We start from the raw sequence: 18059 nt of genomic DNA on the forward strand, positions 1-18059 counted from the left end.
AACCCCCGGCGGACCGGCCCACAGGGCCCGGCACGACACAGCACGGCCCGCGACGGCGCTCCCGCGCCCCCGCCGCCGGTCCCGCGCGCTACTCCTCGAAGTCGTCCGCCGCCACCCGCAGCGGCCTGAGCATCGAGAAGATCTCGCCGCACCCCTCCGCGTCGTACGCGGACAGCCCGAACTCCATCTTCATCAGATCCGCACTGGCCGCCTCGACGACCTCGCGGCCCTTGTCGGTGATGGAGGCCAGCGTGCCGCGCCCGTCGTTCGGGTTGGGGCGCTTGTCGACCAGGCCGGACGTGACCAGCCGGTCGACGGTGTTCGTCACCGATGTGGGGTGCACCATCAGCCGCTCGCCGATCTTGGACATCGGCAGTTCGCCCGCCTTGGAGAAGGTGAGCAGCACCAGCGCCTCGTAGCGCGCGAACGTCAGCCCGTACGGCTTGACGACCGCGTCGACCTCCGCGAGCAGGATCTGGTGGGCGCGCATGATCGAGGTGATGGCGGCCATCGAGGGCACGGGGCCCCAGCGCTGCTGCCACAGTTCGTCGGCGCGCGCGATGGGATCGAAGGGAAGGCTGAGCGGCTTCGGCACGGCATTGACCCTACCGGCCGGTCATATGACGGTCAGCCCCGTCTCGCCCTTCGGTCCGCGGACCGAAGGGCGGGAGCGGGACGCGAACGGGCCGGAGTCACCCGGCGAGGTGCCGCTCGACCGTCTCCACCTTGGAGGTCAGGCCGTCCGTCACACCCGGCCTGATGTCCGCCTTGAGCACGAGCGAGACCCGGGGGGAGCGCTGCTCGACCACCGCGACGGCGCGCTTGACGACGTCCATGACCTCGTCCCACTCGCCCTCGACCGAGGTGAACATGGCGTCGGTGCGATTCGGCAGACCCGACTCCCGTACGACGCGGACGGCATCGGCGACGTACTCCCCCACGTCCTCACCGACGCCCAGCGGGGTGATCGAGAAAGCCACGATCATGACGCGACCACGCCTTCGCGGCGCGCCCGGGAGGCGATCACCGCGTCCTCGGCCTCGCGGCGCAGCTTGCGCTCGGCGAAGAAGCCGCCGATCGGCACCACGGAGAGCACGAGATAGACGATGCCGGTCCTGGCCGACCACTGGGCGCGCTTCCAGGCATCCGCGCAGAAGACCACGTACAGGATGAAGAGCAGGCCATGGATCCAGCCCAGCACGGGCACCGGGTTGAAGGAGGTGGTGCCCTTGAGCACGACGCCGATCGGCAGGAGCAGGAAGTAGGACACCGCCTCGGGAGCGGCTACCAGCCGGAACCGGCGGAGGGCAGAAGCGGTCTTGAGGTCCACGGGGGAGCAACCTTCCCGGTTGAGGGGCACAGGAGCGATCTTGTGAAAGTACGCACAAGCTTGCCCCATTGTGTCAGTCGCCCTTCTCAGGGCTCCTTCAGGGTGCATATACGCCCAGGGGCGCTGTTCGTGCCTCCTCCGGCCCGTTACCTTCGGACCGTGGCTCAGTTCCGACTCCAAGGCAGCAAGATGCTCGCCGTCGACCTGACAGGCGACGCCGTCAAAGCGAAGAACGGCGCGATGGTCGCCTACGACGGCCAGATGACCTTCAAAAAGATGTCCGGCGGCGGTGAGGGGCTCCGCGGGATGGTGACCCGGCGCCTCACCGGCGAGCAGATGAGCGTGATGGAGGTGCGCGGCAAGGGCACCTGCTACTTCGCCGACCGCGCCACCGAGATCAACCTCGTCGCCCTGCACGGCGAGAAGCTCCACGTGGAGGCGAGCAACCTGCTCGTCACGGACGCGGGGCTGCGCACCGGCACGACCTTCACCGGGCTGCGGGGCGCGTCCCAGGGCAACGGCCTGTTCACCACCACCGTCGAGGGGACGGGGCAGGCCGCGGTGATGTCGGACGGCCCCGCGGTCGTCCTGCGGGTCAGCCCGCAGTACCCGCTGCTGGTCGACCCGGGTGCGTACATCGCGCACACCGGCAGCCTCCAGCAGCACTTCCAGACCGGGGTCAGCTTCCGGACCTTCATGGGCGAGGGGTCCGGCGAGTCGTTCCAGATCCGGTTCGAGGGTGAGGGGCTCGTCTACGTGCAGCCCAGCGAGCGCAGCACGATCGGGGGTGATGTCTGATGCCGTTCACCGAGATCAACTCGAAGATGGTCGAGGCCACGGTGGTGCCGGGCCAGAAGCTCTACAGCCAGCGCGGGGCGATGCTCGCGTACCGGGGCGATGTGACCTTCACTCCGAACATCCAGGGCGGTCAGGGCGGCGTGATGTCCATGATCGGGCGGCGGGTGGCCAACGAGGCGACGCCGCTGATGACGGTGGAGGGCCGGGGCACGGTGATGTTCGGGCACGGCGGCCACCACATCCAGGTGATCTCACTGGCCGGCGACACCCTCTATGTGGAGGCGGACCGGCTGCTGGCGTTCGACGGTTCGCTCCAGCAGGGCACGATGTTCATGGGTTCGCAGGGCGGGGTCATGGGGATGGTGCGCGGCCAGGTCACCGGGCAGGGGCTGTTCACCACGACGCTCAAGGGCCACGGAGCGGTGGCGGTGATGGCGCACGGCGGGGTCGTGGAGCTGCCGATCACCCCGCAGGGGCCGGTGCATGTGGACCCGCAGGCGTATGTCGCCCACCACGGGGACGTACGGAACAAGCTGTCGGCGGCGCTCGGCTGGCGGGAGATGGTGGGGCGCGGCTCGGGCGAGGCGTTCCAGCTCGAACTGTCCGGCAGCGGCGCGGTCTATGTGCAGGCATCGGAGGAGAAGCTGTGACGGGACCGGTGGTCCATGACCCGATGACGCTGCCTGCCAACGACAACGTCAACAAGTACACCTTCTGTGTGGAACTCAGCGGCAGCCAGTGGTTCCTGCAGAAGGGCAAGATGATCGCCTACTACGGGCGGATCGACTACAACGGCTTCGGCAACGGCCGGTTCGACCATCTGCTGCGCAGCAGCTTCCACTCCCCGATGCACGCCGCGGACTGGGTCGTGGCGGAGGGCTCGGGCAAGATGCTGCTCGCCGACCGGGCCTTCGATGTGAACTCGTTCGACCTGGACGACGGCAATCTCACGGTCCGCTCCGGGAATCTGCTGGCGTTCGAGCCGTCGCTGTCCCTGAAGCAGTCGATCGTGCCCGGCTTTCTGACCCTGATCGGTACGGGGAAGTTCGTGGCCGCTTCGAACGGTCCGGTCGTCTTCATGGAGCCGCCGATCCGGGTCGACCCGCAGGCCCTGGTGGGCTGGGCGGACTGCCCTGCGCCGTGCCACCACTACGACCATGCCTATCTGACGGGGGTGCTGGGCGGGATCCGGTCGTTCACCGGCCTGGGGGGTGTGTCGGGCGAGGAGCACCAGTTCGAGTTCGTGGGCGCCGGGACGGTGCTGCTCCAGTCGACCGAGGCGCTGCTGCCCGAGAAGCCGACCGGCTCCGTGCCGAACGAACCGGGCGTTCCCGGTGGGCAGGGACCCCGTTCCGGCCAAAACAGCCCAGGAGCGCGCTTTCCCGGCCAGGTCGGGGATCTTCAGCGCCGCTTCGGGCTGTGAGCGATAGCCTGCGGAGTGTAACGTCGAACATCTGAACCCCCGGCATATGCACCGGATCGGGATCGCCGCCACGATCGGGATCAAGGTGGCGCACTGGCGCGCGCCGGGGAGTGCAACCCCCCATGTTGTCCAATATTCAACTTCTTAGGTAGAATTCTCATTATGGAGACCGAGACGGCCACCCGCTGGCTGAACGATGCTGAGCAGTGCTCCTGGCGCACCTACCTGGACGTGAACAGGCTGCTGACGTACCAGATGGAGAAGGACCTCCAGCCGTTCGGCCTGACGATGAACGACTACGAGATCCTGGTCAATCTCTCCGAGGCCGACGACCGGCGGATGCGGATGAGCGATCTCGCCGCCGCCACCCTTCAGTCGAAGAGCCGCCTGTCGCACCAGATCACCCGGATGGAGAAGGCCGGCCTGGTCCGCAGGGAGAACTGCGAGTCGGACCGGCGTGGCCTGTTCGCCGTCCTCACCGACCTCGGCGGCGAGACCATGCAGAAGGTCGCACCGCACCATGTGGCCTCGGTGCGCAGACACTTCATCGACATGCTGACGCCCGAGGCACTGGCCGGACTGCGCGAGTCACTGACGCCGGTCGCCGATCAGCTGCGGGGGCTGCGCAAGGGGTAGGGCCCCGCCCTACGGCGTCCCGCCACCGGCGAGATACCCGGCGACCGCGGCCCGGTCGGGCAGGCCCGCCCTGGCGCCGGGCGCCGTGCAGGACAGACCCGCCGCGACGGCGGCAAAGCGTGCCGCGTCGACCGGTTCCGCCCCGCGTTCCAGTTCGGCGAGGTAACAGCCCACGAAGCAGTCACCTGCCCCGGTGGCGTCCTGGACCCGTACATCGATGGCCGCTCCGGCCAGGGTGTCACCGGCAGGTGTGTGCAGCCGCCACCCGTGAGCGCCATCGGTGACCAGCAGATGCGTACGGTGCGACACCGCGGCCGCGCCGGCGCCCTGGCCGATCAGCCGCTCCGCCTGCGTACGGCCGATGATCGCGTGCTCGGCCACCGACAGGGCCGCCTCCGCGGCCTCGGCCGACTCGCAGCCGTCCATGTCGACGACCGTGCGCAGGGCCGGAGCACCGGCCAGCAGCGGGGCGGCCCAGGGGAACCGGTAGCCGTCGAGATAGAGCCACCCGCCCCCGGCCCGGGAGAGCGACCGCACCACCTCCGCCACATGCTCCTCGGTCACGTCGTCGTCCTGGCTGATCACGGAGCGCTCCCCGTCCGGAGTGACGAGGATGACCGCGGTGGTGAGGTGACCCCGGCGCGAGGTCCACGCCACGTCCACGCCCTGAGCGCCGAGCCCGTCGAGGAAGGCGGTGCTCAGCAGATCCGGCCCCACCACGCCGGCGAACCTGGCGTCGGCTCCCATCCGCGCCGCGGCCGTCGCCGCGTTCGCGCCCATCCCCCCGTCATGGCGCCGGATGCCGAGCGCCTGTACGCGGCTTCCGGGCCCCGGGAGGGCGGGAACGTTCACCGTCAGGTCGCTGTTGCCGTACCCGCAGAAGACGATCATGAAAGAAGAGCACCTCATTCGCCGTGGAACTGTCAGTCCGCCGTGACCGGGCCGCTGCGACCAGGCCGCTGAGACCCGGGCCAAGTCCCCTTTACGCGCGAGAGCCCGGCGTCACCGAGTCGTCGCCCGGACAGGCAAAGCCGGACACGCAAAGCCCGGACAGCCGAAGTTTTCCAAGCTGACCCGTTGACCAAACGTCATGACGTTCGCATAATTTCGGCATGGCTTGGGATGACGAAGACTTGCTGGACGGCCCCGTACCGAAGTGGCATCAGATCGCCGAGCGTCTGCGATCGGCCATCTCCGACGGCGAGTTCACGGCCGGCGACGCGCTGCCGTCCGAGACTCTGCTCACGCGGCGCTTCGGCATCAGCCGGACCACCGCCCGCAGCGCCCTGAACGAGCTGGAGGGCGACCAGTTGGTCAGCCGCCGGTCGGGAAAGGGCACGATCGTGCTCCCGCCCAAGGTCGAGCAGCCGCTCAACCTGCTGGCCTCGTTCTCGGACGACATGCGGGCCCGCGGCCTGGCGCCGGGCTACCGGCTGGTCTCCGTCACCGTGCTTCCGGTTCCGGCACAGGTCGCCAAGGAACTGGGGCTGTGCGAGGGCGACGAGGCGGTCTGCGTGGACCGGGTGCTGCTCGCCGACGGTGAACCGATCGCGTCCAGCCTGTCGTGGCTGTCACCCCGGATCGTCCCCCCGGCCGACGCACCGCCCGAAGCGGCGCTGCGTAACTCCTCGCTGTACGAGTGGATCGAGCGCACCACCGGTACGCGGATCGGCTCGGGCGAGGAGTACATCGAAGGAGGAGTCGCCGACGCGCAGTTGGCGCAGCGGCTGGCCGTCACCAAGGGCGCTCCGATCCTCATCGCCCGCCGCCGCTCGCTCTCGACGGCCGCCCTCCCTCTGGAGTACGTGGTGATCACCTACCGGGCCGACAGGTACCGCTTCCGGATCGAGCTCACCCGCCCATGAAAAAGACAGCGGTCTTCGTCGGGGACACGGTGTTCGACACCACGATTCGCGTGGGCTCCCTCCCCGCCGCCGACGAGAAAGTGGTGAGCGACCACCTCACCGACTCGGTGGGAGGTGTGGTGACCAACGCGGCCGTCGCCTGCTCCCTCACCGGAACGCCGACCAGGCTGGTGAGCTCCGTGGGAACGGACGCGGCGGGCCGCGAGTGCGCCGCGCAGGCGGAGAGCCTCGGCCTCGACTTCCGGCCCGAGGTGTCGGCCGGTGCTTCGAGCCGGGCCGTCATCACGATCGCCGAGGACGGCGAGAAACACCTCATTCTCGTACCGGGTGCGCGGATGTACCCGTCCGAAGCCGTCTGCCGGCAGCTCTCTCTCGCGCACACCGGGTGGCTGCACACGGCCGTCTACGACCCGGAGGCCGCGCGGACCGTCATATCCCGGTGCGCGGAGAGCGGGGTTCCCTGGTCCGTCGACCTGGAGCCGGCGACGTTCCCGGAAGGGATCGAGACGCTCGCCGACCACATCGACGGCGCCGCCACGGTGTTCTGCAACGCTCATGCCGCGCGTGCCATCGGTCCCGCGGCGGTCCGGACCCTCTTCGAACTGGGCGCCCGCTCCGTGGTGTTCACCGAGGGCTCGCACGGGGCGCGCTGGTGCGCGCCGGGCTGTGCGGAGGTCACCGTTCCGGTCGTACGCGACACCGCCCCGGTGGCGGACACGACAGGAGCGGGCGACTGCCTGGCCGGGTCGTTCGTCGGCATGATGCTCGACACCGGTGACCCGCTCGAATCGCTGCGCTATGCGGTGACGGCGGCCTCCCGCAGCTGCTCGGGGCTGGGCGGCCACCCGTCCTACGCCACGAGGGCCGAGGTGACGCGGCTGCGACGGGCCACCGGCGCACCTGCCGCTTCCGGCAACGCGACACCACTCAACGCACCGGTCACGCCGTCATTCCGAGGAGGTTCGCATGACTCTGCTGAGTGAGGAGACGGAAGTCTTCGAAGCAGCCCCCGGGCAACGGTGCGCCGTACTGTTCCTGGCCCGTCGGCGTACACCGGGTCCCGGGGACGCGGGCCGGTCCGCACGGGCGGTCGCCGAGCAACTCGACGTGCTCCGGGCGCAGGGCTGGTTGCTCTCGGTCGACGGCATTCTCGCCGGGGGCGGCCGCCGGTCGGCGGACACACCGACCGTGTACGACACGGGGTTCTCCCATGACGTCGATTTCGTCGGCATGTTCGAGGCCCCCACCGCGTCGGACGCCCTCGACGGGACGCTCGCGCTCGAACAGGCGGGGTGGGCGCGTCTGCTGCGGACCGAATGGCTCATCGGGCCGAAGGAGTTCCTGCCCGTGGTCGGTCCCGCGTCCCGGGGCGAGGAGGACGGCTGGGGCTTCTTCGCACTCTGGAAGTGGAACAGCGCCTGGCAGGCCGCCACCGCGGAGGAGCGGCGCGCGTACGACCTGGAGTGCGACGACGCCTTCTCGTCCGACGTACGCAACGGCGCCGCCATCGCCGGCCGGTACCGACTCGACAGCGCGAGCCAGTGGGACCACGTCGGGGTCTGGCGGGTGCCGAGCGTGGCCATGGTGCAGGCGGCGATGCGCGAACACACCCGGGTGGCGGACTTCAAGTTCACCACGTCCCGCCACTACATCGGTCGTCGGACAAGGCTCGACGACGCCTTCCGGAGGAAGTGACATGAACGAGGTCGTCTGGCTGCACCACTCCCTGCCCCGCACCGCGTGGTTCGACCTCGAACCCGCGGCCCGGGAGCGGTACGAGCAGGCGTTCCAGGAACAGCGCGACGCGTCGGAACGGCTGGGCGGGAGAGGCGGCGGACGCTTCCACGTCCGCGGACAGAGCGACTACTCCCAGGTGGAGATCTGGTTCTTCCCCACCGCCGAGCAGGCCTTCGACCACTGGTCCCGCCTGGTCACCGCCGGATACACCACCTGTTTCGAGTTCTCCAATCAGGTGGGGCAGGCCGATCCGGCCGACGCCCCCTTCACCTGACTCATTTCCACCTGACTCAACTGAAAGGACCCCATGAACAACCCGGTTGACAGCACCGCAGACGAGCGAGCGCTCGGTGTCTTCCCGCCGAAGGAGTCGGCCCTGGGCTCGATCTTCGGCACCGACCGCGTGGTCATCGGTGTCGTGCACTGCCCCCCGCTCCCCGGCAGTCCCCACTACCGCGGCGAGCCGCTCGCGGACGTGATCCGGTTCGCCGTGGAGGAAGCGACGGCGTACCAGCAGGGCGGGGTGCACGGACTGATCGTGGAGAACGCCTGGGACCTGCCCTTCCCCAAGCCGGAGGACCAGGGCTTCGAGACAGCGGCGAACCTGGCGGTGATCAGCGACCACGTACGCGAGAAGGTGGGCCTGCCGGTCGGTGTGAACGTCCTGGCGAACGGGGCGCACTGCTCGATAGCCACCGCCCAGGCCGCCCAGTCGGCTTTCGTACGCGTCAACCAGTGGGCGAACGCCTATGTGGCCAACGAGGGCTTCATGGAGGGACTGGCCCCTTCGGCGACGCGCTACCGGGCGACGCTCAGGGCCGAACAGCTCAAGGTGTTCGCGGACGTCCACGTCAAACACGGTTCGCACTCCATCATCGCCGACCGGTCCCTGGCGGAGCAGACGGAGGACGCCGAGTTCTTCGACGCGGATGTGCTCATCGCGACCGGCGGACGCACCGGTGACGAGGCCGCCGAGAGCGAGGTCCGGGGCATCATGGACGCCACCCGGCTGCCGGTGATCATCGGTTCGGGAATGAACGAGGACAACGCGGAGCGGCTGCTGTCGCTGTGTCACGGCGCCATCGTGGCCTCGTCGTTGAAGGAGAACGGCCGCTGGTGGGGCCGGGTCGACAGGACGAAGGTCAGGGCCTTCACCCGGCACGCCGAGAAGGCGGGCTACCAACTGCCCTGACGGGCAGCACGATCGGCCATTCAATCGGCCATTGAACGGCTGGTGGTCCGTCCGGAGCCACCGGGCGCCCCGCGCCTGTGGGCCGGGCCCACCAGCCAGGCGCCGGCGGCCGCACCGCAGCCGCCGGAAGCGGCACAGCACGCGGGATTTCGCAGGCAGCCGTGTTTTCCGTTCCGGCCGTGTCGGTCCCGGCCAGGAGCGCGCGCCGGCGCGGCCGCTGCCCTGTCTCCGGGCCCGCCGGAATCCACCCACTCACCGGCGGCGCCCGGTTGCGACAGCGGAGGTACGCCCCATGCAAGCACGACATTCAGGACATTCAGACGCGCAGTCGGCGCGGTCCGGCCCCCTCACCGCGTCCCTCAGTACGTCCCTCAGTACGTCCCTCAAGGAGAGGAACGCGGACATATGGAACCGGACGCTCACCATGCGGTTCGTCCGCGACGTCACCCACGACACCGTCAGCGACGCCGTCTTCGCCCGATACCTGCTGTTCGAGCGGGAGTTCGTGGACACCGCGGCCCGCCTCGCGGGCGCGGCAGTGCGCGAGGCGCCCGGCGCCGCCGCGTTGGCCGGGCACGCCCGTACGCTGCACGCCCTGGTGACGGACCAGTACGCCTACTTCACCCGGGCGTTGGAGACCACAGGCGTGCCGGAGGTCGGTCCGCGGGCGCAGGAGCAGGCATCGGTACTCACCGAGGAGGTCCTGGACGCCGCCGACGCCCTCGGCTATCCGGCCATCGTGACGTGTATGTACGCGGCGGAGTCGCTGTACGAGAACTGGTGCCGCACGGCCGACCACTCACCGTCGGCGCGCAGTGAGATCGCGGACTGGGTCCACCTGCACACGGTCGAACCCTTCACCGCCCAAGTGCGGTTCCTGGAGGCCGAGATCGACGCGCTGGAGATCCTCCCTGAGACGGCGGAGGACCTGGTCAAGGTCTTCGGAAGGGTCCTCGAAGCCGAGATCGGTTTTCACGAGGCCGCCTACGCCGAGTAGGACCCGGCGCAGCCCGATCCGGCGCACCCGGGCCGCATGCGCAGCCCGGGCCGGACGGCCGTCGGGCCCGTCCGCGCCATGACGCTCATGAACGCACATTCCTGACTGGCCGACCTGTCCTGGCCGGCGACAGCCACCGCTACTGATCGCTCGGAGAAACACGGAAGGTGGAGCGATGCCGGACGCACACGGACACAGCAACATCCTCGACAGGATCGGCATTCCGCGAAGTCTGGCAGCGGGATATCTGGCGCTGGCGTTCTTCATGATCGGGGACGGTGTCGAACAGGGCTATCTCTCCGCGTTCCTGAACGACCAGGGTTTCGCCGCCCACCGGGTCGCGCTGATGTTCACTCTCTACGGGGTGACCGCAGGGGTCTCCGCGTGGATGGCCGCCGCCCTCTCCGACGTCTTCGGACCACGCCGTCTCATGGCGGTGGGCGTCGCCGTCTGGGTGGTGTTCCACGTCCTGTTCATCACCCTGGGGGTGACGGAGCACTCCGGGGTGATGCTGCTCGTCTGCTACGGGTTGCGCGGGTTCGGGTATCCGCTGTTCGCCTACGGGTTCCTCATGTGGATCGTGCGGACGGCGCGGCCGGAGAAGCTGGGCGTGGCCGTGGGCTGGTTCTGGTTCGCCTACATCGCCGGTTTCTCCACCCTGAGCCCACTGATCGCCAAGGAGAGCATCGCTCTCATCGGGCCGTTGCCGACGCTGTGGTCGGCCCTGCTGGTGATAGCCGTCGGTGCGGTGATCGCGCTCAACGTGCACGCCCCTGGCGGGGACCGCCCGGTCGCCCGCCCGGAGGAGGACCCGCTGCGCGGGCTGGTCAAGGGCGTCTCCGTGCTCTGGCAGGAGCCGAAAGTGGCCGCGGCGGGGCTGATCCGGGTCGTGAACGGTGTCTCCCAGTTCGGGTTCCCGGTCTTCCTGCCGGTCTACTTCACCAAGTCCCTCGGGTTCCCGCTCGGCGACTGGCTCACCATCTACTCCGTGATGTACATGGTGAACCTGGGGTGCAATCTGCTCGCCGGGTACTGGAGCGACAAGTACGGAGTCACCACCGTGCTCCGGTGGATGGGCTGTGTGGGCTGCGCCGTCACCACCGTGGCCTTCTACTACATACCCACCGCGACCCACAGTTTCTGGCTGTCCCTGATCACCGGGAGCGCGTTCTGCGCCTGCCTGGCCGGGTTCTCCCCGATGTCCGCTCTGATGCCGCAGATCGCCCCCCGGCGTACCGGAGCCGCCATGGCCGGGCTCAACCTCGGGGCAGGTCTCGGCACGGCGGCCGGTCCCGCCCTGGTCGGCCTCTGCCTGACACCGCTGGGCGTGGAGGGCGTGATGTGGGTGTTCGGCGCCTGCTACGTCGTCGGCGCCCTGCTCACGGCGTTCCTCAGGCTCCCCGCGCACAAGGGCTCGCCCGTACCCGCCACCGAACTGTCCGCTCCCTGAACGGAAGCACCCGCGGCGCCGGATCCAGTGCGGGCCCGATCCGGACGGAAGGCCCTACTGGGCCCCCCGGCCGTCCTGGCTCCGCGCGGCGGGCAGGTCCAGGGCGAAGACGGCGCCGTCGCCGACGGTGAGTGTCCCGCCGTGCCGGTGTGCCACGTCGCGGGCGATGGCCAGGCCGAGACCGGCGCCGCCCTCGTCACGGGTCCGGGCGTCGTCGAGCCGTACGAACCGCTCGAAGATCTTCTCGCGCTTCCCGGGAGGCACTCCGGGGCCGTCGTCGGCGACCTCCGCGACGATCCTGCCGTTCCGCTGCCGTACGGACACCTCGACCCCCGAGCGGGCATGGCGCTGGGCGTTGTCCAGGAGGTTGCCGATCACCCGCGCCAACTGCCCGCGCGAGCCCTCCACTTCGAGACCTCCCGCGGCGTGGACGGTCACCGGGACCCGGCCCGTCTGCCGCCGCGACACCTCCTCGCTCACCAGCTCCCCCAGGTCGATCCGCGCGGCACCGGGCCGCTCCCCCGCGTCCAGCCGGGCGAGCAGCAGCAGGTCGGCTGCCAGCTCCTGGAGCCGTACGGTGTCCGCGACCGCGCCCTCGACGTCCAGCAGACCGGGGTGCGCGGCGCCGACCTCCAGCTGGGTGCGCAGACTCGCGATGGGGCTGCGCAGTTCGTGCGAGGCGTCCGCGACGAACCGCCGCTGCCGGTCGACGGACTTCTCCAGCGCGGTGAGGGTCGCATTGGTGGTACGGGCCAGCCGGGCGACCTCGTCGTGCGAACGGGGCTCCGGTACCCGCCGGGCCAGATCCTCGGACGCGGTGATCGCCGCCATCTCCCGCCGGATTCCCTCGACGGGGCGCAGAGCGCGCCGGGTGACCAGCCAGGTGACGCCCGCGACGACCACCAGCAGGGCGGGGAGCCCGACGAGCATCGCGCCGCGGAGCGAGCTGACGGCGCTCTCCTCGGTGGTGAGGGGGGCGCCCGCGTAGACGATCAGGGTGTCGTCGCTGCCGTTGGTCACCTCGACGGCGGCGAACCGGTAGTCGGCGGTGTCACCGTCGACGGTCGCCGTGCCGGAGCTGAAGCGGGCGTCGTCGTGCGAGACCTCACCGCGCGGCGGATCGTCGTCGTCGTGGTCGTGGTCCGCCTTGGAGGCCACCGGATGCACGGCGGTGGTCGCCGTCCCGGTCACCGCTTCCAGGTCGTCGCTCGCGGCGCGCAGCTTGCCGTGCTCGGAGACCACCTGTACCGGATTCTCGTCCGAGTCGGGCAGGTCGAGCTTGTGGAACGGGACGTCGAGCGCCACCTGCGATGCGACGTTCTGGGCGGCGACCTCGGCGCGCAGATCGGTCTGGCCGGTGAGGTTCGACCGCAGGACGAGCAGGAGGGAGACCCCCGCGGCGACCAGCGCGACAGCGACGACGACCGTCGCGCCCAGCGCCGCCCTGGCCCGTACGGAGCCGAAGAGGCGCCTCATCCGGCGACCAGCCGGTAGCCGGCGCCGCGCACGGTCTGGATGAGGTCGGCGCCCAGTTTGCGGCGCAGGGCGCTCACGTACACCTCGACGATGTTCGGGTCGCCCTCATAGGCGAAGTCCCAGACGTGCTCCAGTATCTCCGGCTTGCCGACCACTTCGCCCTGGCGCACGACGAGCTGCTCCAGGACCGCGAACTCCTTTGCCGTGAGGGTGACTTCGGCGCCCGCGCGGTGTACGCGGTGGGTGGCGGTGTCGACGGTGAGGCTCCCCGCGGTGAGCACGGGCGACGGCCGGCCGGCGGCTCGCCTGCGGAGCAGCGCCCTGATCCTGGCGACGAGGACCACATAGGAGAACGGCTTGGTGAGGTAGTCGTCCGCCCCGGTGTCCAGCCCCTCGGCCTCGTCGTACTCGCCGTCCTTGGCGGTCAGCATCAGGATGGGGACGTCATGGCCCGCCGCCCTGAGGGCCGCGCAGACCCGGTAGCCGTTCATCCCGGGCAGCATGATGTCGAGCACGACCAGGTCGTACGGGCCCTCACTGGCCAGGTGCAGTCCTTCGAGCCCGTCGTGCGCGACATCCACGGCGTAACCCTCGGCAGTGAGTCCGCGGGCGAGGGACACCGCGAGTCTCTTCTCGTCCTCCACGATCAACAGGCGCATGGGGACAGCTTCGCAAATGGAAGCTGAAGGGATCTTCAGCAGGCTTCAGGCTGCGTTCAGCACTCCCCCGGCAGATTGGAACCTGTCCGAAGCAGTCGAGCCGGTCACGGCACCGGCCACACGGAGGGAACCTCATGAAGCGCAACTACGTCATCGCATGTGTCGCAGCGGCGGCCCTGGCAGCGGGTGGCACGGCCACCGGGGTCGCCCTCGCGGACGGCGGCGGCTCGGGCTCATCCCCGGCTGCCACGTCCACGACGGCGTCGGCACGGGCCGCGAGCACCGCGTCCGGTCCGGCTCGCGCATCTTCGGGCTCCGGCCCGGGTGGCGTCGCGACGGTCGACGCGGTGGTCCGCTCGGCCGAGGCGTACGAACCCGGTACGGTCACCTCCGCCGAACTGGACCACGGCCGCTGGGAGGTGGACCTCTACGGCAAGGACCGCGTCTGGCACGAGATCCACCTGGACCGCAGGACCGGCAAGGTCGTCTCGTCGCGCCAGGACGGCGGTGACCAGGACGACCGCAAGGGCGCCCCGGTCACCGCGGTCCGCGCCGCGGCGGCGGCCCGCGGAGCCGTCCCGGGCACGGTCACCTCGGTCGAGCTGGACAACGGCCGCTGGGAGGCCGAGGTGACCGCGCACAACGGCGCCCGGCACGAGGTCTACATCAACCTGACCACCGGCAAGGTCACGTCCGAGCACCTGAACCGGCACCAGCACGACGGCGACGACGGGGCCGACGACTGACCCGGCCCAGGACCGGCAGGGCGGACGCGCCGGAGAGCAGGGCGGGAGCCGCCACCAGCGCGAAACAGAGCGCGAGCGGAACGCGCCCGACCAGGACGCCGACGGCCGCTGTACCGCCCGTGGACCCGGCGTTCACGGCGGTGTTGACCCAGGCGCCGGCCCGGGTGCGGGCGTCCGGAGCCGCGCTCTCGTCAGCGATCAGATACGAGGTCGTCAGCGCGGGCGCCACGAAAAGACCGGCCAGAGCGGTGGCAGCACCCAGCACGGGGAGATTCGGTGCGAGCCCGGCGCCGGCCAGGCTGAGCCCGAGGCCCGCGGCGAGCAGCGCGAGCCGCAGCCGGGCGGGGGCGTGCCAGCTGACCGCCCCGTTGACCAGCCCGCCGACCACGCTGCCGGCGGAGAGCGCGGCCAGCACCCAGGCCACGGCAGCGGGCCTGCCGTGCCGCGCGGCGTCGGCGACCACCAGCAGATCGAGCCCGCCGAGTGCCAGTCCCACCCCCGCGGCCACCACCACGGGCTGCCGGGGCCACCGGGACCGTACGCCGGCAGGACCGGTGGGGCCGGGTGGTGAGCCGGCCGGCCGGAGGTCTCCGGGCGGTGAACCGGCGCTCTCGCGGTGCGGGCCCGCGGCGACCGGCGACGTCACCAGGGCCACGGTTCCCGCCAGCACCAGGAGAGCGCTGACGGCGACTCCTGCCGAGGGTGAGGCGCAGGCCGTCAGAGCGCCGACGAGCAACGGCCCGGCGACGTAGAGCAGTTCCTCCGCGACCCCGTCCAGGCTGTACGCGCACTCCAGCAGCTCCCGCTCGGGGACGAGCCGGCGCCACAGAGTCCGCATGGTCGGCCCGAGCGGTGGCGTCCCCGCACCGGCGGCCGCGGCCAGTGCCGCGATCAGCGGCGGGGGCGTGCCGGGGTGCCGGGTGGCGGCGGCGAGCACCAGGAGCAGCAGGGCGTAGCAGCCCGCCATCGGGACGAGTGCGCGGCGGGGGCCGTAGCGGTCGACGAAGGCGGCTCTGACGGGCGAGAGGCAGACGCTGGTCGCCCCGAAGAGCGCCATGGCGGTACCCGCGAGCGCGAAGGAGCCCGAGGCGTCCTTGACGGCGAGTACGAGGGAGAGGGAGACCGTCCCGTAGGAGAGACGGCCGATCAGGGCGGCACCGAAGGTGCGGCGGGCGTGCGGGGGCCGCAGGACAGCGGCGTAGGACGGCATGGGGGTTCCTCGGAAGCGGCACGGACAGGACACCGGGTGGTCGGCCGGGTCCTACGCACGGGGGAGGAACATACGGTCACGGTAGCAGGGGCACCCTCAGGTCCGCCTGCCCCGCCGTCGCCCGACTGCCGCCGTCGGTTACCGTCCCGCTCAGCCCGACGGCCTTGCGCCCCGCGTCAGTTCGGCCGGCCCTGAGGACCTGCCGCCACCGCTCAGCCCGACGAGCCCTGCCTGCCGGCCGCCCCGGACGCCCCCTCCGCACCAGCCGCCCCGGACGCCCCCTCCGTCACGGCGTCCACCAGTGCGTCCGCCGCCGCGTACGGGTCCAGGCTGCCTGTGACGATGCGGTCGGCCAGGGCGTCGAGGCGGTGGTCGCCGCGCAGGTCGCCGATGCGTTCGCGCAGGGCCGTGACCGCGATCGTCTCGACCTCGTGGGCCGCGCGTGCTCTGCGGCGCTCGCCCAGGACGCCGTGCTCCTCCATCCAGGCCCGGTGCTTCTCCAGCGCCTCGACCACCTCGTCGACACCCTCGCCGCGCGCCGCCACGGTCTTCACGATCGGCGGGCGCCAGTCGCCGGGGCCGCGCGCCTCGCCCAGGCCCAGCATGTGGTTGAGCTCGCGCGCGGTCGCGTCGGCGCCGTCCCGGTCGGCCTTGTTGACGACGTACACATCGCCGATCTCCAGGATTCCGGCCTTGGCGGCCTGGATCCCGTCACCCATTCCGGGCGCGAGCAGCACCACCGATGTGTCGGCCTGCGAGGCGATCTCCACCTCGGACTGGCCGACGCCGACCGTCTCCACCAGGACCACGTCGCACCCGGCGGCGTCCAGCACCCGGATCGCCTGCGGGGCGGCCCAGGCGAGGCCGCCCAGATGGCCCCGGGTGGCCATGGAGCGGATGTAGACGCCCGGGTCGGACGCGTGCTCGGACATCCGTACCCGGTCGCCGAGCAGCGCGCCCCCGGAGAAGGGCGACGAGGGATCGACGGCGAGCACACCGACCCGCTTGCCGGCCCGCCGGTACGCGGAGACCAGCGCCGAGGTGGAGGTCGACTTGCCGACACCCGGCGAACCCGTCAGCCCGACGACGTACGCGCCGCCGGTCAGCGGGGCCAGCCGCGCCATCACCTCGCGCAGTTGCGGGGACGCCCCCTCCACCAGGGAGATCAGCCGGGCGACGGCCCTCGGCCTGCCCTCACGGGCCTGTTCGACCAGGGTGGGGACGTCCATGTCCACGTTCACAGCTCCGCTCAGTCCGATGCCGTATCCGGCCGGTTCCGTATCCGGGTGCCCGTCGCCGCCCGGACCGCTCCTACTTGGGTACGCGCACGATCAGGGCGTCGCCCTGACCACCGCCGCCGCACAGGGCTGCCGCGCCGACCCCGCCGCCGCGCCGCTTCAGCTCCAGCGCGAGGTGCAGGACCACCCGGGCGCCGGACATCCCGATGGGGTGGCCGAGGGCGATGGCGCCGCCGTTCACGTTCACCTTTTCCGGCGATACCCCGAGGTCCTTCATTGACTGGACGGCGACGGCCGCGAACGCCTCGTTGATCTCGATGAGATCGAGGTCGTCGACGCCGATGCCCTCCTTGCCCAGCGCGTGCTGGATGGCGTTCGACGGCTGGGACTGGAGGGAGTTGTCGGGGCCCGCCACATTGCCGTGCGCACCGATCTCGGCGATCCAGTCGAGCCCGAGCTCCTCCGCCTTGGCCTTGCTCATCACCACGACCGCCGCCGCACCGTCGGAGATCTGCGACGAGGTGCCGGCGGTGATCGTGCCGTCCTTGGCGAAGGCGGGGCGCAGCTTGCCGAGCGACTCCGCCGTGGTCTCGGCCCTGATGCCCTCGTCCTGCGAGAAGAGCACCGGGTCGCCCTTGCGCTGCGGAATCTCGACCGGCGTGATCTCGGCCTCGAACAGGCCGTTCTTCTGTGCGGCGGCGGCCCGCTGGTGGGAGCCGGCGGCGAAGGCGTCCTGCGGGGCGCGGTCGATGCCGAGGCGGGTGTTGTGCTTCTCGGTGGACTCACCCATCGGGATGGATTCGAAGGAGTCGGTGAGACCGTCGTACGCCATCGAGTCGAGCATCTCGACCGCGCCGTACTTGTAGCCCTCACGGGACTTCGGCAGCAGATGCGGTGCGTTGGTCATGGACTCCTGACCGCCGGCCACCACCACGTCGAACTCACCGGCGCGGATCAGCTGGTCGGCGAGGGCGATGGCGTCGAGCCCGGAGAGGCAGACCTTGTTGATGGTCAGCGCGGGGACGTTCATGGGGATGCCCGCCTTGACGGCGGCCTGGCGTGCCGGGATCTGCCCTGCCCCGGCCTGGAGCACCTGCCCCATGATCACGTACTCCACCTGGTCTCCGCCGATACCGGCCCGCTCCATCGCGGCCTTGATCGCGAAGGCGCCGAGGTCGGCACCGGAGAAGGACTTGAGCGAGCCGAGGAGCCTGCCCATCGGGGTCCTGGCTCCGGCGACGATCACGGAGGTACTGCTGTTCGTTCCAGACATGAGGCGCGGCCCCTTGGAAGAGAGTGAAC

20 protein-coding genes and 1 pseudogene are annotated in these 18059 nt (G+C 70.7%); 12 read left to right on the forward strand and 9 right to left on the reverse strand.

Going from position 1 to position 18059, the window contains the following annotated elements; all coding sequences use genetic code 11:
* Positions 1-88 precede the first annotated feature (88 nt).
* The 3 genes from OG385_RS07355 to OG385_RS07365 all read right to left on the reverse strand — a co-directional run bounded on the left by OG385_RS07355 (position 89) and on the right by OG385_RS07365 (position 1330).
* Entirely contained in the window at positions 89-595 is a 507-nt protein-coding gene (locus OG385_RS07355; protein ID WP_266852950.1) for a MarR family winged helix-turn-helix transcriptional regulator, read from the reverse strand.
* 97 nt (positions 596-692) lie between these two features.
* Complete coding sequence (locus tag OG385_RS07360) at positions 693-986, reverse strand: MTH1187 family thiamine-binding protein (protein ID WP_266852951.1); 294 nt, start codon at positions 984-986, stop codon at positions 693-695.
* Positions 983-1330 carry a DUF3817 domain-containing protein gene (locus OG385_RS07365; protein ID WP_266852952.1) on the reverse strand — a complete coding sequence of 116 codons (348 nt, stop codon included), beginning with the start codon at positions 1328-1330 and terminating at the stop codon, positions 983-985. Before OG385_RS07365 ends, OG385_RS07360 begins: the two co-directional genes overlap by 4 nt.
* Before the next feature lie 159 nt (positions 1331-1489).
* Here OG385_RS07365 and OG385_RS07370 point away from each other — a divergent pair, with 159 nt between their 5' ends.
* The 4 genes from OG385_RS07370 to OG385_RS07385 all read left to right on the forward strand — a co-directional run bounded on the left by OG385_RS07370 (position 1490) and on the right by OG385_RS07385 (position 4187).
* A complete protein-coding gene (locus OG385_RS07370; protein WP_266852954.1) occupies positions 1490-2128 on the forward strand; it encodes an AIM24 family protein in 639 nt (212 codons plus the stop codon).
* The gene (locus OG385_RS07375) at positions 2128-2778 is read left to right on the forward strand and encodes an AIM24 family protein (RefSeq protein ID WP_266852956.1); all 651 of its coding nucleotides are present in this window, start codon (positions 2128-2130) and stop codon (positions 2776-2778) included. The genes OG385_RS07370 and OG385_RS07375 overlap by 1 nt, the downstream gene beginning before the upstream one ends.
* On the forward strand, positions 2775-3551 hold the full coding sequence (locus OG385_RS07380; RefSeq protein WP_266852958.1) for an AIM24 family protein: 777 nt from the start codon (positions 2775-2777) through the stop codon (positions 3549-3551). The genes OG385_RS07375 and OG385_RS07380 overlap by 4 nt, the downstream gene beginning before the upstream one ends.
* A gap of 162 nt (positions 3552-3713) precedes the next feature.
* Entirely contained in the window at positions 3714-4187 is a 474-nt protein-coding gene (locus tag OG385_RS07385; protein ID WP_266852960.1) for a MarR family winged helix-turn-helix transcriptional regulator, read from the forward strand.
* Between the two features lie 9 nt (positions 4188-4196).
* On the opposite strand, the gene OG385_RS07390 is transcribed toward OG385_RS07385, so the two are convergent.
* Positions 4197-5078 carry a carbohydrate kinase family protein gene (locus tag OG385_RS07390; protein ID WP_266852961.1) on the reverse strand — a complete coding sequence of 294 codons (882 nt, stop codon included), beginning with the start codon at positions 5076-5078 and terminating at the stop codon, positions 4197-4199.
* A 221-nt stretch (positions 5079-5299) separates the two neighbouring features.
* On the opposite strand from OG385_RS07390, the gene OG385_RS07395 reads away from it, so the two are divergent.
* From OG385_RS07395 to OG385_RS07425, 7 genes are all read left to right on the forward strand, one after another.
* Positions 5300-6052 carry a GntR family transcriptional regulator gene (locus OG385_RS07395; protein WP_266852963.1) on the forward strand — a complete coding sequence of 251 codons (753 nt, stop codon included), beginning with the start codon at positions 5300-5302 and terminating at the stop codon, positions 6050-6052.
* Positions 6049-7035: a carbohydrate kinase family protein gene (locus tag OG385_RS07400; protein WP_266852965.1), complete on the forward strand. Its 987-nt coding sequence runs from the start codon at positions 6049-6051 to the stop codon at positions 7033-7035. Before OG385_RS07395 ends, OG385_RS07400 begins: the two co-directional genes overlap by 4 nt.
* On the forward strand, positions 7019-7747 hold the full coding sequence (locus tag OG385_RS07405; RefSeq protein ID WP_266852967.1) for a hypothetical protein: 729 nt from the start codon (positions 7019-7021) through the stop codon (positions 7745-7747). Before OG385_RS07400 ends, OG385_RS07405 begins: the two co-directional genes overlap by 17 nt.
* A 1-nt stretch (position 7748) precedes the next feature.
* On the forward strand, positions 7749-8063 hold the full coding sequence (locus OG385_RS07410) for a hypothetical protein (RefSeq protein ID WP_266852969.1): 315 nt from the start codon (positions 7749-7751) through the stop codon (positions 8061-8063).
* Between the two features lie 33 nt (positions 8064-8096).
* Positions 8097-8981, forward strand: a complete 885-nt coding sequence (locus tag OG385_RS07415; RefSeq protein ID WP_266852971.1) for a BtpA/SgcQ family protein — start codon at positions 8097-8099, stop codon at positions 8979-8981.
* A 424-nt stretch (positions 8982-9405) separates the two neighbouring features.
* A complete protein-coding gene (locus tag OG385_RS07420) occupies positions 9406-9978 on the forward strand; it encodes a TenA family protein (protein ID WP_266852973.1) in 573 nt (190 codons plus the stop codon).
* A gap of 175 nt (positions 9979-10153) precedes the next feature.
* Entirely contained in the window at positions 10154-11428 is a 1275-nt protein-coding gene (locus OG385_RS07425; protein ID WP_266852975.1) for an MFS transporter, read from the forward strand.
* A gap of 54 nt (positions 11429-11482) precedes the next feature.
* Here OG385_RS07425 and OG385_RS07430 read toward each other — a convergent pair whose 3' ends face one another.
* Both OG385_RS07430 and OG385_RS07435 read right to left on the reverse strand, forming a co-directional pair.
* Positions 11483-12904 carry a HAMP domain-containing sensor histidine kinase gene (locus tag OG385_RS07430; RefSeq protein WP_266852977.1) on the reverse strand — a complete coding sequence of 474 codons (1422 nt, stop codon included), beginning with the start codon at positions 12902-12904 and terminating at the stop codon, positions 11483-11485.
* The gene (locus OG385_RS07435; RefSeq protein WP_266852979.1) at positions 12901-13563 is read right to left on the reverse strand and encodes a response regulator transcription factor; all 663 of its coding nucleotides are present in this window, start codon (positions 13561-13563) and stop codon (positions 12901-12903) included. Before OG385_RS07435 ends, OG385_RS07430 begins: the two co-directional genes overlap by 4 nt.
* A 134-nt stretch (positions 13564-13697) precedes the next feature.
* Between OG385_RS07435 and OG385_RS07440 the strand changes: the two genes are divergently transcribed.
* Positions 13698-14309 (forward strand): PepSY domain-containing protein, encoded by a 612-nt coding sequence (locus OG385_RS07440; protein WP_266852981.1) that lies wholly within the window; start codon positions 13698-13700, stop codon positions 14307-14309.
* Here OG385_RS07440 and OG385_RS07445 read toward each other — a convergent pair.
* From OG385_RS07445 to OG385_RS07455, 3 genes and pseudogenes are all read right to left on the reverse strand, one after another.
* The gene (locus OG385_RS07445) at positions 14251-15519 is read right to left on the reverse strand and encodes an MFS transporter (RefSeq protein ID WP_266852983.1); all 1269 of its coding nucleotides are present in this window, start codon (positions 15517-15519) and stop codon (positions 14251-14253) included. The genes OG385_RS07440 and OG385_RS07445 overlap by 59 nt on opposite strands.
* A 278-nt stretch (positions 15520-15797) precedes the next feature.
* Positions 15798-16748: pseudogene (gene meaB / locus OG385_RS07450) on the reverse strand (methylmalonyl Co-A mutase-associated GTPase MeaB); the annotation flags it as partial.
* A gap of 82 nt (positions 16749-16830) precedes the next feature.
* The gene (locus tag OG385_RS07455; RefSeq protein ID WP_266852984.1) at positions 16831-18030 is read right to left on the reverse strand and encodes an acetyl-CoA C-acetyltransferase; all 1200 of its coding nucleotides are present in this window, start codon (positions 18028-18030) and stop codon (positions 16831-16833) included.
* Positions 18031-18059 lie beyond the last annotated feature (29 nt).

Origin of the sequence: Streptomyces sp. NBC_01306 (assembly GCF_026340465.1) — a bacterium.
Classification (GTDB): Bacteria; Actinomycetota; Actinomycetes; order Streptomycetales; family Streptomycetaceae; genus Streptomyces.